We start from the raw sequence: 24,407 nt of genomic DNA on the forward strand, positions 1-24,407 counted from the left end.
CCCCCCCCCGCGCGCGGCGGGCCGCCCCCCGGCGCGCGGCCGGCCCCGCCGGTCGTCGCACCCGTACGCGGTCAGGCGTCGCCGCGGGCGCGGCGCTTGTTCCACACGTCGAACGCGACGGCGAACAGCAGCACGAGTCCCTTCACGACCGACTGCACGGACTGGTCGACGCCCATGAGCTGCATGCCGTTGCTCATCACGGCCATGATCAGGCCACCGACCAGCGCGCCGACCACGGTCCCGACCCCGCCGGTCACCGCGGCGCCGCCGATGAACGCGGCGGCGATCGCGTCGAGCTCGAACATGGTGCCCGCCGCGGGCTGGGCGCCGTTGGACCGCGCCGAGTAGATGACCCCGGCGACGCCGGCCAGGAAGCCCATGTTCACGAAGATCCAGAACGTGACGGCGCGGACCCGCACCCCGGACAGCCGGGCCGCGGCCGCGTTGCCGCCGAGGGCGTAGACGTGCCGGCCGAACACCGTGCGGCGGGTGAGCAGCCCGTAGGCGAGCACCAGCACCGAGAGCACGACCAGCACCACGGGCAGCCCGCGGGAGGAGGCCAGCTGCCAGGCGAACGCCATGACGACCAGCCCGACGAGTGCGATCCGGCAGGCGAACAGCGGGAAGGACTCGACCTGTTGCAGGTCGAGCACCTTCGCGACCCGGCTCCGGTAGGCGAGCACCGCGTACCCGGCGACGCCGAGCGCGGCGATCAGGACGGTGAAGGCGTCGTAGCCCTGGCCGCCGATGAGCCCGTTGAGGAAGCCGCCCGCGATCTGCTGGTAGCCCGCGGGGAACGGCGAGAGCGAGATGTTGCCCAGCACCTGCAGGGTCAGCCCGCGGAACAGCAGCATCCCGGCGAGGGTGACGATGAAGGCGGGGATGCCGACGTAGGCGACCCAGAAACCGTGCCAGACACCGACCAGTACGCCGACGCCGACGGCCGCGACGACGCCGACCCACCAGGGCAGCCCGCCGCCGATCACCAGCACCGCGGCGACCGCGCCGGTCAGCGCGACCACCGACCCCACCGAGAGGTCGATGTGCCCGCCGACGATGACGATCACCATCCCGATCGCGAGGACCAGGATGTAGGAGTACTGCAGGACGATGTTGGTGATGTTGCCGGGGCTGAGCGAGACGCCGCCGGTGAGGACCGCGAACAGCGCGACGATCGCCACGAACGCGATCACGATGCCGCTCTGGCGGACGTTGCCGGCCAGCAGTCGTCGCAGGTCGCTCGTGCCGGAGTGCAGGGCCGCCGCACCGGCGCCGGGACGCTCGTCGGAGGAGGGGTCCTTCTTCGGGAGGGTGCTGGTCATGCGGAGCTCTCCGCCTCCTGGGTCATGAGGGCCATCAGGCCCTCCTGGGTGGCCTCGGCGACCGGCACCTCTCCGGTGATCCGTCCGGCCGACAGGGTGTAGACGCGGTCGCAGATCCCCAGGAGCTCGGGCAGCTCGGAGGAGATCACCAGGACCGCCTTGCCGGCCTCCACGAGCCGGTTGATGATCACGTAGATCTCGTAGCGGGCGCCGACGTCGATCCCGCGGGTCGGCTCGTCGAGGATCAGCACGTCCGGCTCGGTGAACAGCCACTTGGCCAGCACCACCTTCTGCTGGTTGCCCCCGGACAGGGTCCCGACCCCGACGCTGGTGCTCGCCGCCCGGATACCGAGGTCGCGCCGGTAGGACTCGGCGACACGCAGCTCGGCGTCGCCGTCGACCCAGCCGTGGCGGGCGAGCCGGCGCAGGCCCGCGCCGGAGACGTTGCGCCGGATGTCGTCGACCAGGTTCAGGCCGAGGTGCTTGCGGTCCTCGGTGACGTAGGCCAGCCCGGCCTCGATTGCCTCCGGCACCGAGCGGGCGCGGACCTCGCGGCCCCCGACCCGCAGGGTGCCGCTGACGTCGCGGCCCCAGGACCGCCCGAACACGCTCATCGCGAGCTCGGTGCGGCCCGCCCCCATCAGCCCGGCGATGCCGACGACCTCCCCGGCCCGCACCGACAGCGACGCGGCGTCGACGACCTTGCGGTCCTGGGTCGGGTGCCACACCGTCCAGTCACTGATCCGCAGCAGCTCCTCCCCCGGGCTGCTCGCGCGGTCCGGGTAGAAGGAGGTGAGGTCACGCCCGACCATCCCGCGGATGATGCGGTTCCGCGGGGCCGGCTCGTCGGCGACGGTGAAGGTCTCGACGGTCCGGCCGTCGCGGACGACGGTGGTGCGGTCGGCGATCGCGACGATCTCGTCGAGCTTGTGCGAGATGATGATCGAGGTGATGCCGTTGTCGCGGAAGCGCCGGATCAGCTCGAGCAGGTGGGCGGAGTCGGTGTCGTTGAGCGCGGCGGTGGGCTCGTCGAGGACGAGCAGCCGCACGTCCTTGGTCATCGCCTTGACGATCTCGACGAGCTGCTGCTTGCCGACGCCGAGCCGCCCGACCGGCGTCGCCGGGTTCTCGGTGAGGCCCACCTCGGCGAGCAGGCGGGCGGCCTCGGCGTGGGTACGCCGCCAGTCGACCAGTCCCAGCCGGCCGCGCCGCTCGTTGCCGAGGAACACGTTCTCGGCGATCGACAGGTGCGGCACCAGTGCGAGCTCCTGGTGGATGATCACGACACCGTCGGCCTCGGAGTCGCGGATCCCGGCGAACCGGGCAGGCCGGCCGTGGAGGACGATCTCGCCGTCGTAGGTGCCTGCGGGATGCACCCCGGAGAGCACCTTCATCAGCGTCGACTTCCCGGCGCCGTTCTCGCCGCAGATCGCGTGGATCTCGCCGCGGCGCACGGCGAGCGAGACCTCCGACAGCGCGGTCACCCCCGGGAAGGTCTTGGTGATGGCGCGCATCTCGAGGATGTTGTCCGGCGGGTCGCCGCCGGGGTGGTGGTCGGTCACGTCGTCCTCCGTTGCGGAAGGGTCGGGCCGGCTCGACGGGCTCAGCCCTGGCGGCCGCGGGCGACGTCCTCGGCGGTGTAGTAGCCCGAGTCGACGAGGACCTGCCGGATGTCGGCCTTGAACACCGTCCGGACCGGCAGCAGGTAGGACGGCACGACCTTCACCCCGTTGTCGTAGGTGGTGGTGTCGTTCGCCTCCGGGGTGCCGCCGCCGAGGAACGCCTTCGCGGCCACGACGGCCTGCTCGGCGAGCTTGCGGGTGTCCTTGAAGACCGTGGAGCTCTGCACCCCGTCGTCGATCAGCTTGACCGAGGCGATCTCGGCGTCCTGCCCGGTGACGGTCGGCATCGGCTTGGCCGCGGTGCCGAAGCCCGCGTTCTGCAGGGCGGTGATGACGCCACGGGAGATGCCGTCGAAGGGCGACAGGACGCCGTCGGGCCGGCTGCCGTCGTTGTAGGTGGAGGTGAGCAGGTCCTCCATCCGCTTCTGGGCCGTCTCCTGGCCCCAGCGCAGCGTGGCGGTCTGCTCGATCGTCGTCTGGCCGCTCTTGACCCGGATCGTGCCGTTGTCGATCAACGGCTTCAGCACCGACATGGCGCCGTCGAAGAAGTAGAAGGCGTTGTTGTCGTCGAGGGAGCCCGCGAACAGCTCGACGACGACCGGGCCCTTCTTCGGGCCGGGCGCCCCGTCGGCGTCCTGCAGGCCCATGCCGCGCAGCAGCGCCTTCGCCTGGGCGACGCCGACCTGGAAGTTGTCGAAGGTGACGTAGAAGTCGACGTTCGGGCTCTGCCGGATCAGCCGGTCGTAGGCGATGACCGGGATGCCGGCGTCCTTGGCCGCCTGCAACTGCCCGGACAGGGCGGTCCCGTCGATGGCCGCGACGATCAGCAGGTCCGCACCGCTGGTCACCATCTGGTCGATCTGCTGGGACTGGGTCGGGATGTCGTCGCCGCCGTACTGCAGGTCGACCTGGTAGCCGGCCGCGGTGAGCTGGTCGCGGACGGCGTTGCCGTCGGCGATCCATCGCTCGGAGGTCTGGGTCGGCATCGACACGCCGACCGTCAAGTCACCGGGTGCCGCACCCGCCCCCGCGCCGCCACCTCCCCCGGCTCCCTGGCCCCCGCAGGCGGCCAGTCCCAGCACCAGCAGGGCACCGACGGCGACGGTGCGCATCCTCGTGAACACAGGCGATCTCCTCGTCGAGACGGCAGCGGGCGGGTCTCCCCGGTCAGGTCGGGAGAGTCCGGGATGTGAACGTTAACCATCACTGATGATCGACGGAAGTTCCGTTATCCGTCCGTTATGCACTGCCCTGAACAGAGTCGATCAGTCTCGGGCCGGCCATCGCCCGATGCGGCGCGGCGCCCACGACGATGCGAACGTTCCCAACCACGTGAGGGTTAACACCAGCCGGAGAACCGTGGGGCCATGACCGCGGTTCCCGACCCGACCCGGAACGGTGCGCGCCGGGCCGTCGCCGCCGCGACCGCCAACACCCCCGACGTCCCCCACGCCGGCGCAGCCCGGCCGCCGGCACCGGCCCGCGCCCGGCCCGGCGACCGGTCCCGACGCCCCGACCGACGACGACGCGCACCAGGTGAACGTGCCGCACGATCGACCCCGCCGTGGACAGTTGCTGCGGTCGGACCGTTGAGTTCGACTGCTGTTAGCGATAACATTCGCGTGCCGTCCGATCGCTCGGCCGGCCGTTTCGTGACCCGAGGAAGTGCTCATGATCCGACCACCGGTCGACCCCGCCGACGCCCTCGTCGTGGGCGTCGACTTCGGGACGCTGTCCGGACGGGCGGTCGTCGTCCGTGCCGCCGACGGGGCCGAGCTCGGCACCGCCGTCCACGCCTACACCCACGCCGTCCTCACCGACGCCCTGCCGGGCCGGCCGGACGTGCGCCTGCCACCGGACTGGGCGCTGCAGGTGCCGTCGGACTACGTCGACGTCCTGCGCCGCGCCGTCCCCGAGGCGGTCGCCGCCGCCGGGGTGGACCCGGCGCGGGTGGTCGGCATCGCCACCGACTTCACCGCCTGCACCATGGTCCCGACCCTGCGCGACGGCACCCCGCTGAACGAGGTGCCCGACCTCGCCGACGAGCCGCACGCGTACACCAAGCTCTGGCGCCACCACGCCGCCCAGCCGCAGGCCCACCGCATCAACGCCCTCGCCGCCGAGCGGGGCGAGACCTGGCTCCCCCGCTACGGCGGGTTCATCTCCTCGGAGTGGGAGTTCGCGAAGGGTCTGCAGATCCTGGAGGAGGCCCCTGCGGTCTACGCCAGGACCGAGCGCTGGGTCGAGGCCGCGGACTGGATCGTCTGGCAGCTGTGCGGCCGCTACGTCCGCAACGCCTGCTCGGCCGGGTACAAGGGGATCCTGCAGGACGGCGTCTATCCCGGCCGGGACTTCCTCGGTGCGCTGAACCCGGCCTTCGCCGGGTTCGCCGAGACCAAGGTCGCCCACGAGATCGGTGAGCTGGGCGCCGTCGCCGGGACGCTGACCGCCGAGGCGGCAGGCTGGACCGGGCTGCCCGAGGGCATCGCGGTCGCCGTCGGCAACGTCGACGCCCACGTCACCGCCGCCGCGGCGAACGCCGTCCGGCCCGGGCAGATGGTCGCGATCATGGGAACCAGCACCTGCCATGTCATGAGCTCCGACGTGCTGCGCGAGGTGCCCGGGATGTGCGGCGTCGTCGACGGCGGCATCGTCTCCGGGCTCTGGGGCTACGAGGCCGGGCAGAGCGGCGTCGGCGACATCTTCGGCTGGTTCGTCGAGCACGGCGTGCCGCCCGCCCACCACGAGGCCGCCCGGGCGCGGGGGCTCGGCGTGCACGAGTACCTGACGGAGCTGGCCGCCGGGCAGGCGGTCGGCGAGCACGGGCTCGTCGCGCTGGACTGGCACTCGGGCAACCGGTCGGTGCTGGTGGACCACGAGCTGTCCGGCGTCGTCGTCGGGCAGACCCTCGCGACCCGGCCCGAGGACACCTACCGGGCGCTGCTGGAGGCCACCGCGTTCGGCACCCGGATGATCGTGGAGACCTTCGCGGCCTCCGGCGTCCCGGTGACCGAGCTGATCGTCTCCGGCGGGCTCACCCGGAACGCCCTGCTCATGCAGATCTACGCCGACGTGACCCGGCTGCCGCTCACCGTCGTCGAGACCGGGCAGGGCCCGGCCCTGGGCTCGGCGATCCACGCGGCCGTCGCCGCGGGGGTCCACCCCGACATGCCCACCGCGGCCGCCGCGATGGGCCGCGTCCGGGAGGGCGCACACCTGCCCGACGAGGAGTCGGCGAAGTCCTACGACGCCCTGTTCGCCGAGTACACGCGCCTGCACGACCACTTCGGCCGGGGCGGCGACGACGTGATGCACCGCCTGCGCGCGATCCGCCGCGAGGCGCGCGCCCAGCGAGAAGGAGACCTCGACGCATGACCGACACCCTGGCCTCCCCCGGCGTCGCCGCCACCGTGGCGCGGCTGCGCGAGCAGGTGTGCGCGCTGCACGCCGAGCTGGTCCGCTACGGGCTGGTCGTCTGGACGGCGGGCAACGTCTCGGCCCGCGTCCCCGGCCACGACCTGATGGTCATCAAGCCCAGCGGGGTCTCCTACGACGACCTGACCCCGCAGACCATGGTGCTGTGCGACCTGCACGGCACCCCGGTCGAGGGCGACCTGACGCCGTCGTCGGACACCTCGGCGCACGCCCACGTCTACCGGGCCATGCCCGGGGTGGGCGGCGTGGTGCACACCCACTCCACCTACGCCAGCGCGTGGGCGGCGCGCGCCGAGCCGATCCCGTGCGTGCTCACCGCGATGAGCGACGAGTTCGGCGGGGACATCCCGGTCGGCCCGTTCTCGCTGATCGGCGACGAGTCGATCGGCCGCGGCGTCGTCGAGACCCTGACCGGCAGCCGCTCCCCCGCCGTGATCATGCAGAACCACGGCGTGTTCACCATCGGCGCCGACGCCCGCGCCGCGGTGAAGGCCGCGGTGATGTGCGAGGACGTCGCCCGCACCGTGCACCTCGCCCGCCAGCTCGGCGACACCGTGCCGATCCCCCAGGACGAGATCGACAGCCTCTGGGACCGCTACCAGAACGTCTACGGGCAGCGCTGAGCGCTGCAGGCCCCCGAAGGAGGAATGTCCCATGAGTGGCTCGCTGCTCGACAGCTACGAGGTCTGGTTCCTGACCGGGAGCCAGAGCCTCTACGGCGAGGAGACCCTCGCCCAGGTCGCCGACCAGTCGAAGGTCGTCGCCGACCGGCTCGACGCCGCCGACGAGATCCCGGTGCGGGTGGTGTGGAAACCCGTCCTCACCGACGCCGACGCCATCCGGCGGATCTGCCTGGAGGCCAACGCCGACGACCGCTGCCTCGGCGTCATCACCTGGATGCACACCTTCTCCCCGGCGAAGATGTGGATCCCCGGGCTCGAGGCCCTGACCCGCCCGCTGCTGCACCTGCACACCCAGGCCGGTGTCGACCTCCCCTGGTCGGAGATCGACATGGACTTCATGAACCTCAACCAGGCCGCGCACGGCGACCGCGAGTTCGGCTACGTCCAGACCCGGCTCGGCCTGGCCCGCAAGACCGTCGCCGGGCACGTCTCCGACCCGGTGCTCCGGGACCGCATCGGGACCTGGACCCGCGCGGCCGCCGGTGCCGCCGAGCTGCGCGCGCTGCGGCTGGTCCGGTTCGGCGACTCCATGCGCGACGTCGCCGTGACCGACGGCGACCGGGTCGAGGCCACCCGGGTCTTCGGGATGTCGGTGCAGACCTACGGCGTGAACGACCTCGTCGCCGTCGTCGACCAGGTCCCCGACACCGATGTCGACAAGCTCGTCGCCGAGTACGCCGAGGTCTACGCCGTCGTCCCCGAGCTGCTCCCCGACGGCGACCGGCACGAGGCGCTCCGCTACGGCGCGCGGGTCGAGATCGGGCTGCGCTCGTTCCTGGAGTCGGCGGGCGCGCAGGCGTTCACCACGAACTTCGAGGACCTCGGCGGACTGCGCCAGCTACCCGGTCTCGCGGTGCAGCGCATGATGGCCGACGGCTACGGCTTCGGCGCCGAGGGCGACTGGAAGACCGCGGCGATGCTGCGCGCGGTGAAGGTCGTCGCCACCGGGCTGCCCGGCGGCACGTCGTTCATGGAGGACTACACCTACCACCTGCGGCCCGGCCGCGAACGCATCCTCGGGGCGCACATGCTGGAGGTCTGCCCGAGCATCACCGGGTCCCGGCCGTCGCTGGAGATCCACCCGCTGGGCATCGGCGGGCGCGAGGACCCGGTCCGGCTGCGGTTCACCGCCGACCCGGGCCCGGGCGTGGTGCTCGGCATCTGCGACCTCGGGGAGCGCTTCCGCCTGGTCAGCAACGACGTCGAGGTCGTCGACCCGGACGAGCCCATGCCGAGGCTGCCGGTGGCGACGGCGACCTGGGTCCCGGAGCCGTCGCTGGCGACCTCGGCCGAGTGCTGGCTGATGGCGGGCGGTCCGCACCACACGGTGCTGTCGACCGCCGTGGGCGTCGAGGCCCTCGACGACCTGGCCGAGATCGTCGGGACCGAGCTGGTGCACATCGGCGACACCACGAGCCCGCGGACCTTCCTGCACGAGCTGCGCTGGAACAACGCCTACCACCGGCTCGCGCGGGGCTTCTGAGCTCCGCCCCCCCGGCCCCGGTGCCGGCCGCCTCCGACGGGTGGCCGGCACCGTGGTCCGGGACGGGGACGCGCCCGCCCGCGGCAGGGAGGGACGGCTCGCTTCCGACGCGAGCCGGCGCGCGATCGGTCACCGGCCGGCGGACCGGGTCACTCCCCGCCCCCGGTGGTGCGCAACCTCAGGTCGCCCGCCATGTCGATCCGCGCGAGCTCGGCACGGGAGGTGACGCCGAGCTTGGGGTAGACGCTGCCCAGATGGTGCCCGACCGTGCGGTGGCTGATCAGCAGCCGGGCCGCGATCTCCCGGTTGGTGAGCCCCTCGGCGGCCAGCTGGGCGACCCGCAGCTCCTGGGCGGTGAGCCCGGCCCCGGCCGGCTCGTGCCGCGCCCCGGACTGCGCGGCCAGGCCCAGCTCCCGGACCGCCCGGGCCCGCAGCGGCGCCGCGCCGAGGCGGGCGAAGGTCTCGGCCGCCCCGGTGAGCTCGTGCCGGGCGTCGGCGCGCCGGCGGACCCGCCGCAGCCACTCGCCGTACAGCAGCCGGGTGCGGGCCTGCTCGAACGGATCCGGGTCGGTACCCGCGCCGTCGAGCGCGGCCCGGAACGCGGCCTCCGTGTCCGGGCCGCCGGCGGCGAGGGCGCGGAGACGGTGGGCGGCGGTCCGGGCCCAGTGGGCGCCGGTCCGCCGGGCCCACGTCTCGACGGCCACCAGCCGGGCCGCGGCCGTCTCCGTGCGGCCCTCCTGCGTGGCGGCCTCGGCGGTGTCCGGGGCGGCGAGCAGCGCGAACGTGGGGTGGGCGGCCTCGTGGCCGGGCTCGTCGAGCGGCATCAGGTGGAGCAGGGCGTCGCGGGGCCTGCCCTCGAACAGCGCGGCCCGGCCCCGCACCCAGTACGCCGACGCGGTGAGCGCGCGCACCCCCTGCCGGACCGAGACGGCAAGCGCCCGGGTGGTGTGGCCGTCCAGTCCGGGGGCGTCACCGCGGGCCGCGGCCAGGTTGGCCAGACAGAGTCGGCACTGGCTCGCCACGTGGTCCGCTCCGACCTCCTCGGCCAGCCGCAGGCCCTCGGTGGCTCCGGCCTCGGCCGTCTCCCACCGGCCCGCCGAGGCGTCGAGGACCGCGCTCTGCGCGAGGACCATCGCGAGCGCGGCGAGCTCGTGCCGCCGCCGCAGCTGCGCGGCCTGCATCCGCAGCACGTCGTGCAGGGGCCCCTCGACCCCACAGGCCTGGGCCAGCGGCACGGGCGGCAGCAACTCCCACGGCACGTTCCCGAGCAGGCCGACGGTGTCGGCCTCCGGGGCCGGGAGCGGCCCGGCGGCCCGGCCGGTCCCGTCGTAGCAGGCCCACCAGGACCGCAGCGTGGGCATGACCGGTGCCGGCTCGCCGTCGGGGTCGAGGGCGAGCAGCCGCTGCAGCGCCGCCTGCTGCAGGTCCGGGCGGCCCGCCGACCACGCCGCGCGGGCCGCCACCGTGCCCAGCTCCATCGCCGTGCGCGTCCCGTCGACGACGGCCATGTCCCCCACCAGGTAGTGGTGGGCGCGCTCGGAGAGGCCGACGGTGAACTCGAGGATCCCGCGCAGCCCGCCGCTGCGCCGCACGACGGGCTCCACCCCGCCCAGGCGCTCGGCGTCGTCGAGCAGCCGCCGGGCCCCCTCGGCGTCGCCGGCGTCCCAGGCGGCGCGGGCGGCGACCGCCAGCCGGCGCGCGGCGTCCGCGGGGTCCGGTGACAGGTCGGCGGCCCGCCGAAGCGTGCGTGCCGCCAGTGGGCCGGCGCTACGCTCCAGGCACCGGGCGGCCGCCTGCTCCAGCAGCACCGCGACATCCTCGTCGGCGCCGTCCGCGGCGGCCGCCAGGTGCCAGGCACGGTGCTCGGTGGCCTCGGTCGGCAGCGCCGCGGCCAGCGCACGGTGCGCGGCCCGGCGGTCCGCGAAGGGGGCGCCGTCGTAGAGGGCGGCCGGGACCAGCGGGTGGCGGAACCGGAGGCGGGCGCCCGAGGCCTGCAGCAGGCCGGAGCGCAGCGCCTCGTCCCAGGTGGAGGCGTCGACACCCCACCCGGCACCGGCCCGGTCGACGACGTGCCGGTCGCCCCGACCCTCGGCGGCCGCCAGCAGCAGCAACGCCCGGGTGGCCGGTTTCAGCGCCTCGGCACGGGCGCAGAACGCCTGCCGCAGCCGGGGTCCCACCGGCATCGGCTCCCCGGACGCCCCGTCGCCGGCGTCGCGCCCGACGGTGGGCAGTTCCTGCAGCGCGAGCGGGTTGCCCCCCGCCGTCGCGACCGTGCCCTCGACGAGGGCCTCGTCGGCGCCGGGGACGGCGGCGGCGACCAGCCGGCGGGCGGCGTCGTCGGTGAGGCCCACGACCTCCAGCGCCGGCACCCCGTCCCAGGGGCCCGGGGACGGGTCCGCGTGGTCGGTCAGGATCACCACGACCGGCTCGGTCCGTACCCGGCGCGCGAGGAAGCCCAGACAGTGCGCCGTCGCCTCGTCGACCCACTGCGCGTCGTCGACGACGACGAGCACCGGCCGCTCCCGGGCCAGGCCGGAGAGCAGCGACACCACGGCCGCGCCGATGAGGAACCGGTTGGCCGGGTCCCGGCTGATCCCGAACGCGCCGCGCAGCGCGGCGGCCTGCGGGTCCGGGAGCTCGTCGAGCCGGTCCAGCACCGGCCACAGCAGCGCGTGCAGTGCGCCGAAGGCGAGCCCCGTCTCGATCCGGGTGCCCCGGGTCCGGAGCACCGTGACCCCGGACGCGACGTCGACGACGTGGTCGACCAGTGCGGTCTTGCCGATTCCCGGCTCCCCCCACAGCACGAGCGCCGCACCCGCGCCGCCGGCCGCGCGTGCCAGCAGCCGTTCCAGCGCCGCGGTCTCGGTACGCCGCCCGAACAGCTCCATGACCCCCCGCAGCCCCGTCCCGCCGGCGACCGTGGCACGGCCGATCCGTCGCACCACCGTAACCACGTCGTCCGGATCGTCCCGGCGACCGATCCGGTGACCGATCCGCCGGAACCGGCCGGACCCGACACTCGCCGGGTGACCCGCCCCGCACCCACCGATGCGTTCGCGCCGTCCGGGAGCCCCGACTTCACCGGGCTCCGCGCGACCTACGTCAACTGCACCCTCAACCGCTCCCCCGGCCGTAGCCACACCCAGGGCGTCATCGACCGCAGCATCGCGATCATGGAGGCGAACGGGGTCGCCGTCGACCGGTTCCGCGCCGTCGACCACGACATCGCCCCCGGCGTCCGCCCCGACATGACCGAGCACGGCTGGGACACCGACGCGTGGCCCGCACTGCTCGACCGCGTCCTCGCCGCCGACATCCTCGTCATCGGCGGGCCGATCTGGTTGGGCGACAACAGCTCCGTGACGAAGCGGGTGATCGAGCGCCTGTACGGCCATTCGGGCGTGCTCAACCCCCGCGGCCAGTACGCCTACTACGGCCGCGTCGCCGGGTGCCTGCTCACCGGCAACGAGGACGGCCTCAAGCACTGCGCGATGAACATCCTCTACAGCCTCCAGCACATCGGGTTCACCGTCCCGCCCCAGGCCGACGCCGGCTGGCTCGGCGAGGTCGGCCCCGGCCCGTCCTACCTGGACGAGGGTTCGGGTGGTCCGGAGAACGACTTCACCAACCGCAACATCGCGTTCATGACCTACAACCTGATGCACCTCGCTGCGATGATCCGGGGCGCGGGTGGGTTCCCTGCCCACGGCAACCAGCGCACGGCCTGGGACGACGGCACCCACCCCGGGCACACCAACCCCGAGTACCGCTGACGCGGGCGACGGCCGAGCACCGAGAGAGGCCCCACATGATCGTCGTCACCGACAACCGCTCCGCGAACAGGTTCGAGGCCCACGACGGCGGGACGCTCGCCGGCGTCGCCGCGTACGCACGCACACCGGAACTCGTCGCCTTCGTGCACACCGAGGTCGACCCGGCCTTCGAGGGACGCGGGGTGGGATCGGCACTGGCCCGCGAGGGCATCGCGTCGGCGCAGGCCGACGGGCTGCGGGTACTCGCGGTCTGCCCGTTCGTCGCCGCCTGGCTGGCACGCCGTCCCGAGCTCGCCCACCTCGAGTACCGGGCGACCAGCACGGTCACCGACTGACCGGTCGCCGACACCGCATCCGCGCGCCCGACGGACACCGCTCCGGGCCGCGTCACCGCCGGGACCGGGTTCCCGGTCCCGGCCGACCCACGAGGAGACCCGATGAGCAGCACGACGACGAGCTGGCCGAGCCTGCGCGTGGCGGACTGGACCGCCACCCGCGAGACCCTGCACATGTGGACCCAGATCGTGGGCAAGATCCGCATGGCCCACGCCCCGCTGCTCAACCACTGGTGGCAGGTGACGCTGTACGTGGGCCCGCGCGGGCTGACGACGTCGGCGGTCCCGTTCGGCACCGGGGCCTTCGAGATCGAGCTGGACCTGCTGGGCCACCGGCTCGAGGTCCGCAGCAGCGACGGCGGCGCGCTCGGCTTCGGGCTGGCGCCGATGCCGGTCGCCGAGTTCTACGGCAAGGTCCTGGACGTGCTCGGCAGGCTCGGCGTCTCCGCGCCGATCCGGCCGCACCCCAACGAGGTCGACCCGGCGATCCCGTTCGCCGAGGACCACACCCACGCCTCCTACGACGCCGACGCGGCCACCCTGTTCTGGCGGCAGCTGCTGCAGGCGAACCGGGTGATCGGTGAGTTCCGGTCGCACTTCGTCGGCAAGGTCAGCCCGGTGCACTTCTTCTGGGGCGGCATGGACCTGGCCTGCACCCGCTTCTCCGGCCGGACGGCGCCGCCGCACCCGGGCGGGGTGCCCAACTGCGGCGACTGGGTCATGGTCGAGGGCTACTCGCGGGAGCTGTCCAGCTGCGGTTTCTGGCCCGGTGGCGGCGAGGAGGGCGCCTTCTACTCCTACGCCTACCCCGCGCCCGACGGCTTCGCCGAGGCCCCGGTCGGCCCCGACGGTGCCTTCTACAGCGCGGACTTCCAGCAGTTCCTGCTGCCCTACGAGATCGCCCGCGCCGCACCGGACCCGGACCGCGCGGTCGCCGAGTTCCTCCGCACGACCTACGCGGCCGCCGCGGACCTCGGGCGCTGGGACCGCTCCGCGCTGGAGGACGACCCACTCCGCTGGGCGTGACCGACGGCGTGCCGGTCGTCCCGCGGACCGCCCCGGCGCGGCCGCGGGTCGGCCGCGCCGGCGGGCGCATCGTGCGCGCTCAGACCTGCTCGAACAGGGCGCCGTGCCGAGCGCGGAGCCGGTACTTCAGGACCTTGCCGCCCACGGTCTCGGGCAGGCCGTCCACGAACACGACCGCCTTCGGCGTCTCGTACCCGCCCAGCGTCGCCCGGCAGTGCGCGATGATCGACTCCGCGTCGGCCTCCGCGCCCTCCCGCAGCACGACGACCGCTGTCACGGCCTCGCCCCAGTGGGGGTGCGGCAGCCCGATCACCGCCGCCTTCTCCACGGCCGGGTGCCCGTGCAGGACGGACTCCACCCGCAGGCTGGAGACGTTCTCCCCACCGGATTTCACGATGTCCTTGAAGCGGTCCACCATGATCCGCAGACCGTCCTCGTCGACGGCTGCGCTGTCCCCGGAGTGGAACCAGCCGCCGCGGAACGCCTCCCGTGTGGCCTCCTCGTTCAGGTAGTAGCCCGCGGTGACGACGGGACTGCGGTACACCGCCTCGCCCGGGACGTGCGGGGTGTCCCGGACCGACACCCCGGTCTCGTCGACGACGTCGGAGGCGAGGAGCGGGCTCGGGACGCCGACGTAGTTCACCGACGGAGCCGTCCGCGCGTAGACCTCGCTCCACGTGGCGGGCCAGAACCGGTGGCAGGCGATCGCCTCGGTCTGCCCGAAGATGCCCAGCACCACGAGGCCGGGGGCCCGGTCCTGCAGCCGCGCGTACACGGCCGGTTCGAGGGCACCCCAGCCGTACACCAGCACGGTCAGGCTGGACAGGTCCGCGCCGGTCCGCTCCGCCACGGCGTCGATCGCGGCGACGAACTGCGGGGAGCCCGCCCACAACGCGGTCGGGCGCTCGTCGGCGATCGTGGCCACGAGCTGGTCGGGCAGCGGGCGCCGGCCCAGCACCAGGGAGCCACCGGCCAGGAACGCCGAGAAGGTGAAGATCTGGTCGCCGACGTGGTAGACCACCGGGAGCGCGGTGGCGACCCTGAGGTCGGTCTCCACCCGCAGGCCGCGGGTGAGCGAGACCGTGAAGTTCAGCGCGGCGAGGTGGGTCGACCCGTGCGAGATCATCACGCCCTTGGGCATCGCCGTGGTGCCCGAGGTGTAGAGGATCTCCCAGATGTCGTCCGCGTGGATCTCGACGTCGGGCTCGGTCGTCGGCAGACCCTCGAGGAGGCCTCCGAAGCTCGGGCTCCCCGCGACGGGCCCGCCGCCGATCGTGATCGTGGCACCGACCCGCAGCCCGGTGGCGGCGAACGCCTGCTCGGCCCGCGGCCACAGCTCCGCATCGACGATCGCCAGGCCCGGCTCGGCCTGTCCGATCAGGTGCTCGAGCACGTCCGGGGCGAGGGCCGGGTTCACCGGCACGGCGACCATGCCCGCCTTCGCGACACCGACCTTGGCCAGGTAGGCCTCGACGGAGTTCTCGCAGAACAGCAGCACCCGCGCACCCGGCTCCAGACCGCGGGCCGCGAGGGCGTGGGCGACCTGGCTGGTGATCCCGTCGGCCTCGCGGTAGGTGACGGAGGCGAACCGCTCCTCGCCGTAGGCACCGGGCCGGCCGGTGATCGCGGTCTTCTCGGGGTAGCTCCAGGTCAGGCGCTCGAACACGTCCCCGACCGAGGTCCGCTCCCACCGGTTCACCGCACGTCGTCCGCGCAGACGCGTGACATCGATCGTCTCGAGCTGTCCCTGCAGGTCCACACCAGCCTCCTTGCCGAGCTCACCTGAGGCGGACAGCATCGCGGCATCACCTCCCCGACCACAAGCCCGTAGTCACTCGTCGTTCACAACTTCCGCAGGCACCGGCGCGACGCCGCGGCCGGGCCTCCCGCGCGGGTCCGGACGCGCCCGCGCCGGGCCCGGCCGGTGGTGGCGACAGGACTTGCCACGGGTATGGTTAGTGAACGACGATGCACTCGTTGCGGGCGACGACGCCCGGCCGAATGCGCAGAGGAGTCGATGTGGACGTTCGGGAGAGCTCCGGGCACTGGGACCTCCGGGAACACGGCCCGGGCCCGGCCCGCTCGGACCAGGGGGGACACCCGTGACGACCGTCCTGCGCTCCGCGCTCGACACCTCGGACGAGGTCTACCTCGCCAACCGCGCGCACGCGGAGACGGTCCTGGCCGAGCTCGACGAGCAGGTCCGGACCGCCATCGCCGGGGGCGGCGAGCGCTACCAGCAGCGCCACCGCGACCGCGGTCGGCTGCTCGTCCGGGAGCGCATCGAGCTGCTCCTCGACCGCGACGCCGCGTTCCTCGAGCTGTCCTCGCTGGCGGCCTGGGGCACCCCGTTCACCGTGGGCGCCTCCATCGTGACCGGGATCGGCGTCGTCTCCGGCGTCGAGTGCATGATCATCGCCCACGACCCCACCGTCCGCGGTGGCGCGATGAACCCGTACTCGCTGCGGAAGACGCTGCGCGCCCTGGAGATCGCGCGCGTCAACCGGCTCCCCACGATCAACCTCGTCGAGTCCGGCGGGGCGGACCTGCCCACCCAGTCCGAGCTGTTCGTGCCCGCGGGCAAGATCTTCCACGACCTGACCGAGCTGTCGTCGATGGCGATCCCGACCATCGCGCTCGTCTTCGGCAACTCCACCGCGGGCGGCGCCTACGTGCCCGGCATGTGCGACCACGCCGTGATGGTCGACCGGCAGGCCAAGGTGTTCCTCGGCGGCCCGCCGCTGGTGAGGATGGCCACCGGGGAGGAGTCCGACGACGAGGAGCTCGGCGGCGCCGCGATGCACGCCAGGGTCTCCGGCCTGTGCGACCACTTCGCCGTCGACGAGCGCGACGCCATCCGGATCGGGCGCCGGATCGTCTCCGAGCTCAACTGGCGCAAGCTCGGCCCCGGCCCCACGCTGCCCGCCGACGAGCCGGTCCACGACCCCGACGAGCTGCTGGGCATCGCGCCGTCGGACATCAAGGTGCCCTTCGACCCGCGCGAGGTCGTCGCCCGCGTCGTCGACGGCTCCCGGTTCGGCGAGTACAAGCCGCTGTGGGGCACCAGCCTCGTCACCGGCTGGGCCTCGATCCACGGCTACCCCGTGGGCATCCTCGCCAACGCCCGCGGCGTGCTGTTCAGCGAGGAGGCCAAGAAGGCCTCGGAGTTCATCCAGCTGGCGAACCAGACCGACACGCCCCTGATCTTCCTGCAGAACACCACCGGCTACATGGTGGGGAAGAGCTACGAGCAGGGCGGGATCATCAAGGACGGCTCCAAGATGATCAACTCGGTGGCGAACAGCAAGGTCCCGCACATCACGCTGAACCTGGCCGCGTCCTTCGGCGCCGGGAACTACGGCATGTCCGGACGCGCCTACGACCCGCGGCTGATGTTCGCCTGGCCGGGCTCCCGGCTCGCCGTCATGGGCGCCGCCCAGCTCGCCGGCGTGATGTCGATCGTCGCCAGGCAGTCCGCCGCGTCGTCGGGCCGGGAGTTCGACGCCGAGGCCGACGAGCGCAACCGCGCCGCCGTCGAGGCCCAGATCGAGCAGGAGTCGCACGCCTTCTTCGTCACGGCCCGGCTCTACGACGACGGCCTGATCGACCCCCGCGACACCCGCACCGTGCTCGGCATCGCCCTGTCGACCGCGCACTCGAACATCGTCGCCGGCCGGCGTGGCTACGGCGTCTTCCGGATGTGAGGTGAGGAGATGACCGTCCACAAGCTGCTCGTGGCCAACCGCGGCGAGATCGCCGAGCGGGTCGTCCGCTCGGCCCGCGCGCTGGACATCGCCACCGTCGCCGTCCACTCCGACCCGGACACCGACGCCCTGTTCGTCGAGGCCGCCGACGAGGCGGTGCGGCTCCCCGGCGCCGCCCCGTCGGAGACCTACCTGCGCGCCGATCTGATCATCGAGGCCGCGCTGCTCACCGGCGCCGACGCGATCCACCCCGGCTACGGCTTCCTGTCCGAGAACGCGGACTTCGCCCGCGCCTGCGCGGCCGCCGGCATCACCTTCGTGGGCCCGCCGGTCGAGGCCATCGAGGCGATGGGCTCGAAGATCGCGGCGAAGGAGCTGATGGAGAAGGCGGGCGTGCCCGTCCTGCCCGGCGCCACGATCGACGACGCCGAACAGGTCGACGCCGCCGCCGTCTCCGCCCTCGCCGACGGCATCGGCTACCCGCTGCTGGTGAAGGCCGCCTTCGGCGGTGGCGGGCGCGGCATGCGCATCGTCCGCTCCGCGTCCGAGGTGGTCGACGCCGTGACCGGGGCCCGGCGCGAGGCCGCGTCGGCCTTCGGCGACGGCACCGTGTTCCTCGAACGGTTCGTCGAGGACCCGCGCCACGTCGAGGTGCAGATCTTCGGCGACACCCACGGCACCGTGGTGCACCTGTTCGAGCGGGAGTGCTCGATCCAGCGCCGCTACCAGAAGATCGTGGAGGAGGCCCCCTCCCCCGCCGTCGACGACGCGCTGCGCACCCGTCTCGGCGACGCGGCCGTCGCCGCGGGCGCGGCGATCGGCTACACCGGCGCCGGGACCGTCGAGTTCGTCATGGCGCAGGACGGCGAGTTCTTCTTCCTCGAGGTCAACACCCGTCTGCAGGTCGAGCACCCGGTCACCGAGGAGATCACCGGCCTCGACCTGGTGGCACTGCAGATCGCGGTCGCCGAGGGCGAGCCGCTGCCCGCGGAGGTCACCGGGGCCACGATCACCGGCCACGCGATCGAGGCCCGGCTCTACGCCGAGGACCCGGCCCGGGACTACCTGCCCGGCTCGGGGACCCTCCACCGGTTCTCGGTGCCCGCCCTGCCCGGCGTGCGCGTCGACACCGGTGTGCGGGACGGCTCGGTGGTCGGGACGCACTACGACCCGATGCTGGCGAAGGTGATCGCGCACGGCCGCACCCGCACCGAGGCCGCCCGGAAGCTCGCCCGGGCGCTGTCCGAGGCCGAGATCCACGGCCCGGTCACCAACCGGGACCTGCTCGTCGCCGTCCTGCGCGAGCCGGAGTTCCTGGCCGGGCGGACCGACACCGGCTACCTCACCCGCCACGAGCCCACCGCACTCGTCGGCCCTCCGGCGGAGTCCACCCTCGCCGTGCACGCCCTCGCCGCCGCCCTGGCCGACCAGGCGGGCCGCCGGGCGGGCGCCGCGGTCCAGCAGCCGGTGCCGTCGGGCTGGCGGAACGTCCGCAGCGCCGCCCAGCACGCGGAGTACCGGGCCGGCGACACCGACCTCGACGTGACCTACCGGCTCGGCCGCGGCACGCTCGAGGCCGGCGTGAACGGGACCGCGCTCCCGGGCGCGGCCGTGCTCGCCGCCACCGCGGACCGGGTCGACCTGCAGGTCGGCGGTGTGCGGCGCGCCGTGCGGGTGCACCGTGTCGGCGACACCGTCCACGTCGACAGCGCGCTCGGCGCCACCACGCTGACCGAGCGGGCCCGGCTGCCCGAGCCCGGCACCGACGCCGCCCCCGGCTCGCTGCTCGCCCCCATGCCCGGCACCGTCGTCCGGGTCGCGACCGGGGTCGGGCAGCAGGTCGAGCGGGGTGCGGTCGTCGTGGTGTTCGAGGCCATGAAGATGGAGCACCTGGTGCGCGCCCCCGTCGCCGGCACCGTCGCCGAGCTGGGCGTGCAGGTCGGGGACACCGTGGAGTCCGGCGAGGTCCTCGCCGTCATCGAGGAGGCGCAGGCCTGACATGAGCGACGTGACCTACGAGGTGACCGACGGCGTCGCCTGGCTGACGATCGACCGCCCCGAGGCCCGCAACGCCCTCAGCAGGGCCGTCCGCGAGGGCCTGTTCGACGGCGTCCACCGGTTCAACGCCGACGACACGGCGAAGGTCCTGGTGCTGACCGGCTCCGGGGAGAAGGCCTTCTGCGCGGGCGGCGACCTCAAGGAGATGAACGACGTCGCGCTCCGGGTCCCGCCCCCGGACTTCCTGCCCCAGCTCGGCCGCAACATCGACGTCCCCAAGCCGACGATCGCCGCGGTCAACGGCATCGCCTACGGCGGCGGGTTCCTCCTGGCCCAGCAGTGCGACCTGGTGGTGGCCGCCGAGCACGCCCGCTTCGCCGTGTCGGAGGTCAGGATCGGCCGCGGTTCCCCGTGGGCCGCGCCGCTGTCCTGGCTGGTCCCGCCGCGGGTGGCGATGAAGATCCTGCTCACCGGCGACCCGATCGGCGCGGCGGAGGCGCAGGGCCACGGGCTGGTCAACGACGTGGTGCCCGCCGCCGAGCTGCGCGGGCACACCCAGCGGCTCGCCGAGCGGATCGCCGCCAACGCCCCGCTGTCGGTGCTCGCGGCCAAGCGGACCGCGTACCTGTCGGCGAGCCACACCCGCGCCGAGGCCTACGAGCGTGCGGAGGAGATCTGGGAGCCGGTCTACCTGTCGCAGGACGCCCAGGAGGGCCCGCTCTCGTTCCGGGAGAAGCGTGCCCCCGTCTGGCAGGGGGTCTGACCATGGTGTCCATGGAGACGGTCCTCGACGACCTGGAGGCCGAGAGCGCGGTCGTCCGCGCGATGGTCGCCGACCTCGACGACGCCGCCATCGGCGGCCCCACCCCGGCCGAGGGCTGGACCGTCCGCGACCAGCTCACCCACCTCGCCTGGTTCGACGAGGCGGCCACCCTCGCCGCGACGGACCCGGCGACCTTCCGCACGCAGGCGGACGGGCTGCAGGAGCTGGGGCCCGGCTTCCCCGACCGGATCGCCGCGGACCACGCCGGTCTGGGGGCCGAGGAGGTCCGGGCCTGGTTCGCCGGGGCCCGCGACGCCCTCGTCAGCACCTTCCGCGGCGTCGGGCCGAAGACCCGGCTGCCCTGGTACGGACCGGACATGAGCGCCCTGTCCTCGGTCACCGCCCGGCTGATGGAGACCTGGGCGCACGGCCAGGACGTCGCCGACGCGCTCGGGGTGCTCCGGGAGCCGACGGACCGGCTGCGCCACGTCGCCCACCTGGGGGTGCAGACCTTCGGTTTCACCTTCCGCAACAACGGCCGGGAGGTCCCGCAGGCGCCCGTGCGGGTGGAGCTGGTCGCCCCCTCCGGGGCGCTGTGGACCTGGGGCCCGGAGGACGCCGCGGACCGGGTCACCGGCTCCGCCCTGGGCTTCTGCCTGGTCGCGACCCAGCGCAGGCATCCCGACGACACCGACGTCGCCACGACCGGGCCGGTCGCCGCCGACTGGGTCTCGATCGCCCAGACCTTCGCCAACCCGCCCGGCCCCGGCCGCGCCCCCGGCGCCGTCACCGCGACGTTCCCCGCCCCGACCCGTCCCCCCGCAGGAGGGCCCGCATGACCCGCGCACCGGTGCGCATCGGCAACTGCTCCGGCTTCTACGGCGACCGCATCACCGCCGCGCGGGAGATGGTCGAGGGCGGGCCGATCGACGTCCTGACCGGCGACTACCTCGCCGAGCTGACCATGCTGATCCTCTACAAGGCGCGGCGGAAGGACCCGGCCGGCGGCTACGCGAAGACGTTCCTCACCCAGGTCGAGCACGTGCTGGGCACCTGCCTGGACCGCGGCATCAGGATCGTGTCGAACGCGGGCGGGCTCAACCCCGCCGGGCTGGCGTCCGACCTCACCGCCCTGGCGCAGCGGCTCGGCCTCGCCCCGCGGATCGCCTACGTGCACGGCGACGACCTGGTCGACCGGCTCGACGACATCCAGGCCGACGGGCACACCCTGGCCCACCTCGACACCGGCGTCACGCTCGCCGACGCGGGGGTGACCCCGGTGTCCGCCAACGCCTACCTGGGCGCATGGGGCATCACCGAGGCCCTGCGCGCCGATGCGGACGTCGTCGTCACCGGGCGGGTCACCGACGCCTCCGTCGTCGTCGGCCCCGCCGCGTGGTGGCACGGCTGGGGGCGCACCGACTTCGACGCGATCGCCGGCGCCATGGCCGCCGGGCACGTCATCGAGTGCGGCCCGCAGGCCACCGGCGGGAACTACTCCTTCTTCGAGGAGATCACCGACCGCCGCTACCCCGGCTTCCCGATCGCCGAGGTCGCCGCCGACGGCTCCAGCGTGATCACCAAGCATTCCGGCACCGGCGGGCTCGTCTCGCCGGGCACGGTCACCGCACAGCTGCTCTACGAGATCGCCGAGCCCGCCTATCCCGGACCCGACGCCGTGGCGCACTTCGACTCGCTGCGGCTGACGCCGGACGGCGAGCACCGGGTGCGCATCTCCGGCACCCGCGGCAGCGCGCCGACCGACCGGCTCAAGGTCGCGCTGAACTACGAGGGCGGCTACCGCAACACCATGACGCTGGTGCTCACCGGCACGAGGATCGAGGAGAAGGCGGCCTGGGCCTCGGAGCAGCTCACCGAGCTGCTCGGCGGCGCGGACCGGTTCGGTGAGCTCGACATGCAGCTGCTGCGCTTCGACCACCCCGACGCGCCCACGAACCCGCAGGCGACCGCCCACCTGCGGGTCACCGTCAAGGACCCGGACCGGCGCAAGGTCGGCCGCGCCTTCTCCGACACGACCATGGAGCTCGCGCTCGGCGGCTACCCCGGCTTCCACACCACCACCCCGCCCTCGGCCGAGAGCGCCTTCGGCGTGTACTGGCCAACCCTGGTGCCCGCCTCCGAGGTGGAGCACCTGGTCACGCTGCCCGACGGCACCACGACACCGGTGCCGCACAGCCCGGTCACCGCCGGGATCCCCGTCCCGGCCGAGCCGGTCGTGCCGGCGCCCGCGGAGGGGCCCACCCGGCGGCTGCCGCTGGGCGAGATCGCGGCGGCCCGCTCCGGCGACAAGGGCGGCAACGCGAACATCGGGCTCTGGACCCGCACCGACGACGAGTACGCGTGGCTGCGCGGCCACCTCACCGTCGAGCGCGTCCGCGAGCTGCTGCCGGAGGCCGCCGGGCTGGAGATCCGCCGCTTCGACCTGCCGAACCTGCGCGCGCTGAACATCGTCGTGGTCGGGATCCTGGGGGCGGGCGTCGCCTCCGCCACCCGCCCCGACCCGCAGGCCAAGGGGCTGGGCGAGTACCTGCGCAGCCGCCTCGTCGACATCCCCGTCGCCCTGCTGCCCGGCTGACCGGGGCGGCGGCCCCGCGCCGGGTCAGGGGAACATCGCGCGCAGCTCGGGCCGGTTCAGCTTGCCGCTGCCCGTGCGGGGCAGCGCGTCGACGATCTCGATCCGCTTGGGTCCGTGCATTCCCCGCAGGTCCGGGTCGGCGGCGCACCAGGCGGCGATCTGCTCCACGGTGACACCCGGCTTGTTGGGGACGACCACCGCGGTCACCTGCTCGACCCAGCGCTCGTGGGCGGTGCCGATCACCGCGACCTCGGCCAGGTCGGGGTGATCGGCGAGATGCTCCTCCACCATCTGCGGGAACACGTTCTCCCCACCCGAGACGATCATGTCGTCGATCCGGTCGACGTAGTACAGGTAGCCGTCCGCGTCCTGCGACATCAGGTCACCGGTGCGGAACCAGCCGTCCGCCGACCACTTCTCCGGGACGTCGATGTTCCAGTACCCCGGGGTGACCGCGTCCCCCCGGACCCAGAGCTCGCCGACGCCCTCGTCCCCCGGGCGCAGGTCCGGGCCGCCGTCGACGGGTACGAGCCGCGTGCGCACGATCTGCTCCAGCGGGGTGCCCATCGAGTCCGGACGCCGCACGTCGTCCGGGCCGTAGGTGACCACCAGGCCGTTCTGCTCGGTCTGGCCGTAGATCTCCACGCCCGCGATCCCGGTCCCCGCCTCGAGCCGCTCGATCGCGGCCGTGGGGGTGCGGGAACCGCCGAACATGCAGATCCGGAAGGAGTCGAGCACCACCGGCGACCCCACCGTCCGGTTGCCGACGTCGATCATCATCGTGGAGATCAGGCCACCGAAGGTCGGACGCAGCTCCTGGGCCAGCTCCAGCCACCGCACGACGTCCCAGCGCGGCATGAACGTGATCTGCCCGCCGAGCAGCAGCAACGGCAGGCTCGCCAGCTGCAGGCCGCCGACGTGGAACAGCGGCATGCAGTTCAGCACGTGGTCGGCGGCGGTGAGCCGGTAGCGGCCGATGGCGCCCTCCGCCTCGGCGACGAGGTTGCGGTGGGTCTGCCGCACGCCCTTCGGCACCCCGGTCGAGCCCGAGGTGTACATGATGCAGGCGTCCTCGCCGTCGAGCCGGGGCAGCACGTCGGCCGCGGGCTCGTGGGCCGCCAGGGCCGCGGCGAACCCGTCGGTCGTCAGCAGTTCCGGGCACTCCTCGCCCAGCAGCGCGGCGGCCCGGTCCCGGTCCGCGGCGGGCAGCACGAGCACCCGCAGCCCCGAGTCGCGCACGACGTGGCGGAGCGCCGCGTCGGGGAACATCCGGTTGAGCGGCACGCCGACCGCGCCGGCCTGCCACGTACCGAGCAGCCCGACCAGGTACTCGGGGCAGTTCGGCAGGAGGAACCCGACCCGCTCCCCCGGCCCGACCCCGGTGTGCCTCAGGTACGCGGCGAAGCGGGCGCCGCGTTCGGCGTACCCGGCGTAGTCGACCTCGTCGTCGTCCAGCCGGAGCGCGACGTCCGCCGGGTGGTCGGCCGCACTGCGGCGCAGGAGCGTGGCGATGTTCATCGGCGGGTCCTCCTCGGCCACGACCGCGCTCCGCGCACCCACGCCGTCGTGAGGTGATCAGCTGTTCACTAGCGGAACCTACCGGGAACGACGCGGCACGTCACGCGTCCCGACGGGCTCCCCGGCGGTCCGTCACCGCGCGCCGCACG

At 73.7% G+C, this 24,407-nt stretch carries 17 protein-coding genes; 11 read left to right on the top strand and 6 right to left on the bottom strand.

Features of this window, described 5'->3' with window-relative positions; translation table 11 throughout:
• Positions 1–71: 71 nt before the first annotated feature.
• The 3 genes from mmsB to chvE form a co-directional block, all read right to left on the bottom strand.
• Positions 72–1,322: a multiple monosaccharide ABC transporter permease gene (gene mmsB / locus ND486_RS26560; protein ID WP_251787083.1), complete on the bottom strand. Its 1,251-nt coding sequence runs from the start codon at positions 1,320–1,322 to the stop codon at positions 72–74.
• Positions 1,319–2,836, bottom strand: coding sequence for a sugar ABC transporter ATP-binding protein (locus ND486_RS26565; RefSeq protein WP_251787153.1), 1,518 nt, complete (start codon positions 2,834–2,836; stop codon positions 1,319–1,321). Before ND486_RS26565 ends, mmsB begins: the two co-directional genes overlap by 4 nt.
• Before the next feature lie 89 nt (positions 2,837–2,925).
• Positions 2,926–4,056 carry a multiple monosaccharide ABC transporter substrate-binding protein gene (gene chvE / locus ND486_RS26570; protein WP_285899351.1) on the bottom strand — a complete coding sequence of 377 codons (1,131 nt, stop codon included), beginning with the start codon at positions 4,054–4,056 and terminating at the stop codon, positions 2,926–2,928.
• Positions 4,057–4,615: 559 nt separating this feature from the next.
• Between chvE and araB the strand changes: the two genes are divergently transcribed.
• From araB to araA, 3 genes are read left to right on the top strand one after another with little or no spacing between them, the layout of a single operon-like run.
• Positions 4,616–6,319 (top strand): ribulokinase, encoded by a 1,704-nt coding sequence (gene araB / locus ND486_RS26575; protein ID WP_251787085.1) that lies wholly within the window; start codon positions 4,616–4,618, stop codon positions 6,317–6,319.
• Entirely contained in the window at positions 6,316–7,002 is a 687-nt protein-coding gene (locus tag ND486_RS26580) for an L-ribulose-5-phosphate 4-epimerase (protein ID WP_251787086.1), read from the top strand. The genes araB and ND486_RS26580 overlap by 4 nt, the downstream gene beginning before the upstream one ends.
• 31 nt (positions 7,003–7,033) lie before the next feature.
• Positions 7,034–8,545, top strand: a complete 1,512-nt coding sequence (gene araA, locus ND486_RS26585) for an L-arabinose isomerase (RefSeq protein WP_251787087.1) — start codon at positions 7,034–7,036, stop codon at positions 8,543–8,545.
• A gap of 149 nt (positions 8,546–8,694) precedes the next feature.
• Here the strand turns inward: araA and ND486_RS26590 are convergent, their stop codons facing one another.
• Positions 8,695–11,490 (bottom strand): LuxR family transcriptional regulator, encoded by a 2,796-nt coding sequence (locus ND486_RS26590; RefSeq protein WP_251787088.1) that lies wholly within the window; start codon positions 11,488–11,490, stop codon positions 8,695–8,697.
• Positions 11,491–11,571: 81 nt separating this feature from the next.
• Here ND486_RS26590 and ND486_RS26595 point away from each other — a divergent pair, with 81 nt between their 5' ends.
• The 3 genes from ND486_RS26595 (at position 11,572) to ND486_RS26605 (ending at position 13,679) form a co-directional block, all read left to right on the top strand.
• Positions 11,572–12,318 (top strand): flavodoxin family protein, encoded by a 747-nt coding sequence (locus ND486_RS26595; protein WP_251787089.1) that lies wholly within the window; start codon positions 11,572–11,574, stop codon positions 12,316–12,318.
• A 35-nt stretch (positions 12,319–12,353) separates the two neighbouring features.
• Positions 12,354–12,653, top strand: coding sequence for a GNAT family N-acetyltransferase (locus ND486_RS26600; RefSeq protein WP_251787090.1), 300 nt, complete (start codon positions 12,354–12,356; stop codon positions 12,651–12,653).
• 102 nt (positions 12,654–12,755) lie between these two features.
• A complete protein-coding gene (locus ND486_RS26605; protein ID WP_251787091.1) occupies positions 12,756–13,679 on the top strand; it encodes a DUF5996 family protein in 924 nt (307 codons plus the stop codon).
• A 79-nt stretch (positions 13,680–13,758) separates the two neighbouring features.
• On the opposite strand, the gene ND486_RS26610 is transcribed toward ND486_RS26605, so the two are convergent.
• On the bottom strand, positions 13,759–15,477 hold the full coding sequence (locus ND486_RS26610) for an AMP-binding protein (protein ID WP_251787092.1): 1,719 nt from the start codon (positions 15,475–15,477) through the stop codon (positions 13,759–13,761).
• A 304-nt stretch (positions 15,478–15,781) separates the two neighbouring features.
• On the opposite strand from ND486_RS26610, the gene ND486_RS26615 reads away from it, so the two are divergent.
• The 5 genes from ND486_RS26615 to ND486_RS26635 are packed head-to-tail and all read left to right on the top strand — an operon-like array spanning position 15,782 to position 22,740.
• Complete coding sequence (locus ND486_RS26615) at positions 15,782–17,383, top strand: carboxyl transferase domain-containing protein (protein WP_308215886.1); 1,602 nt, start codon at positions 15,782–15,784, stop codon at positions 17,381–17,383.
• Between the two features lie 9 nt (positions 17,384–17,392).
• Positions 17,393–19,381, top strand: a complete 1,989-nt coding sequence (locus ND486_RS26620) for a biotin carboxylase N-terminal domain-containing protein (RefSeq protein ID WP_251787093.1) — start codon at positions 17,393–17,395, stop codon at positions 19,379–19,381.
• A gap of 1 nt (position 19,382) precedes the next feature.
• Positions 19,383–20,144 carry an enoyl-CoA hydratase/isomerase family protein gene (locus ND486_RS26625; protein ID WP_251787094.1) on the top strand — a complete coding sequence of 254 codons (762 nt, stop codon included), beginning with the start codon at positions 19,383–19,385 and terminating at the stop codon, positions 20,142–20,144.
• An 11-nt stretch (positions 20,145–20,155) separates the two neighbouring features.
• Entirely contained in the window at positions 20,156–20,983 is an 828-nt protein-coding gene (locus ND486_RS26630) for a TIGR03084 family metal-binding protein (protein WP_374231866.1), read from the top strand.
• On the top strand, positions 20,980–22,740 hold the full coding sequence (locus tag ND486_RS26635; protein ID WP_251787096.1) for an acyclic terpene utilization AtuA family protein: 1,761 nt from the start codon (positions 20,980–20,982) through the stop codon (positions 22,738–22,740). Before ND486_RS26630 ends, ND486_RS26635 begins: the two co-directional genes overlap by 4 nt.
• Positions 22,741–22,764: 24 nt before the next feature.
• On the opposite strand, the gene ND486_RS26640 is transcribed toward ND486_RS26635, so the two are convergent.
• Complete coding sequence (locus ND486_RS26640) at positions 22,765–24,279, bottom strand: class I adenylate-forming enzyme family protein (protein ID WP_251787097.1); 1,515 nt, start codon at positions 24,277–24,279, stop codon at positions 22,765–22,767.
• Between the last annotated feature and the right edge of the window lie 128 nt (positions 24,280–24,407).

It is taken from the genome of Pseudonocardia sp. DR1-2 (assembly GCF_023717215.1).
Taxonomy (GTDB): domain Bacteria; phylum Actinomycetota; class Actinomycetes; order Mycobacteriales; family Pseudonocardiaceae; genus Pseudonocardia; species Pseudonocardia alni.

Excerpts from the sequence above, each read along its gene's own strand:
- mmsB (WP_251787083.1), bottom strand. The coding sequence starts at position 1,322 with ATGACCAGCACCCTCCCGAAGAAGGACCCCTCCTCCGACGAGCGTCCC.
- ND486_RS26565 (WP_251787153.1), bottom strand. The coding sequence starts at position 2,836 with ATGCGCGCCATCACCAAGACCTTCCCGGGGGTGACCGCGCTGTCGGAG.
- chvE (WP_285899351.1), bottom strand. The coding sequence starts at position 4,056 with ATGCGCACCGTCGCCGTCGGTGCCCTGCTGGTGCTGGGACTGGCCGCC.
- araB (WP_251787085.1), top strand. The coding sequence starts at position 4,616 with ATGATCCGACCACCGGTCGACCCCGCCGACGCCCTCGTCGTGGGCGTC.
- ND486_RS26580 (WP_251787086.1), top strand. The coding sequence starts at position 6,316 with ATGACCGACACCCTGGCCTCCCCCGGCGTCGCCGCCACCGTGGCGCGG.
- araA (WP_251787087.1), top strand. The coding sequence starts at position 7,034 with ATGAGTGGCTCGCTGCTCGACAGCTACGAGGTCTGGTTCCTGACCGGG.
- ND486_RS26600 (WP_251787090.1), top strand. The coding sequence starts at position 12,354 with ATGATCGTCGTCACCGACAACCGCTCCGCGAACAGGTTCGAGGCCCAC.
- ND486_RS26605 (WP_251787091.1), top strand. The coding sequence starts at position 12,756 with ATGAGCAGCACGACGACGAGCTGGCCGAGCCTGCGCGTGGCGGACTGG.
- ND486_RS26610 (WP_251787092.1), bottom strand. The coding sequence starts at position 15,477 with ATGCTGTCCGCCTCAGGTGAGCTCGGCAAGGAGGCTGGTGTGGACCTG.
- ND486_RS26620 (WP_251787093.1), top strand. The coding sequence starts at position 17,393 with ATGACCGTCCACAAGCTGCTCGTGGCCAACCGCGGCGAGATCGCCGAG.
- ND486_RS26625 (WP_251787094.1), top strand. The coding sequence starts at position 19,383 with ATGAGCGACGTGACCTACGAGGTGACCGACGGCGTCGCCTGGCTGACG.
- ND486_RS26630 (WP_374231866.1), top strand. The coding sequence starts at position 20,156 with ATGGAGACGGTCCTCGACGACCTGGAGGCCGAGAGCGCGGTCGTCCGC.
- ND486_RS26635 (WP_251787096.1), top strand. The coding sequence starts at position 20,980 with ATGACCCGCGCACCGGTGCGCATCGGCAACTGCTCCGGCTTCTACGGC.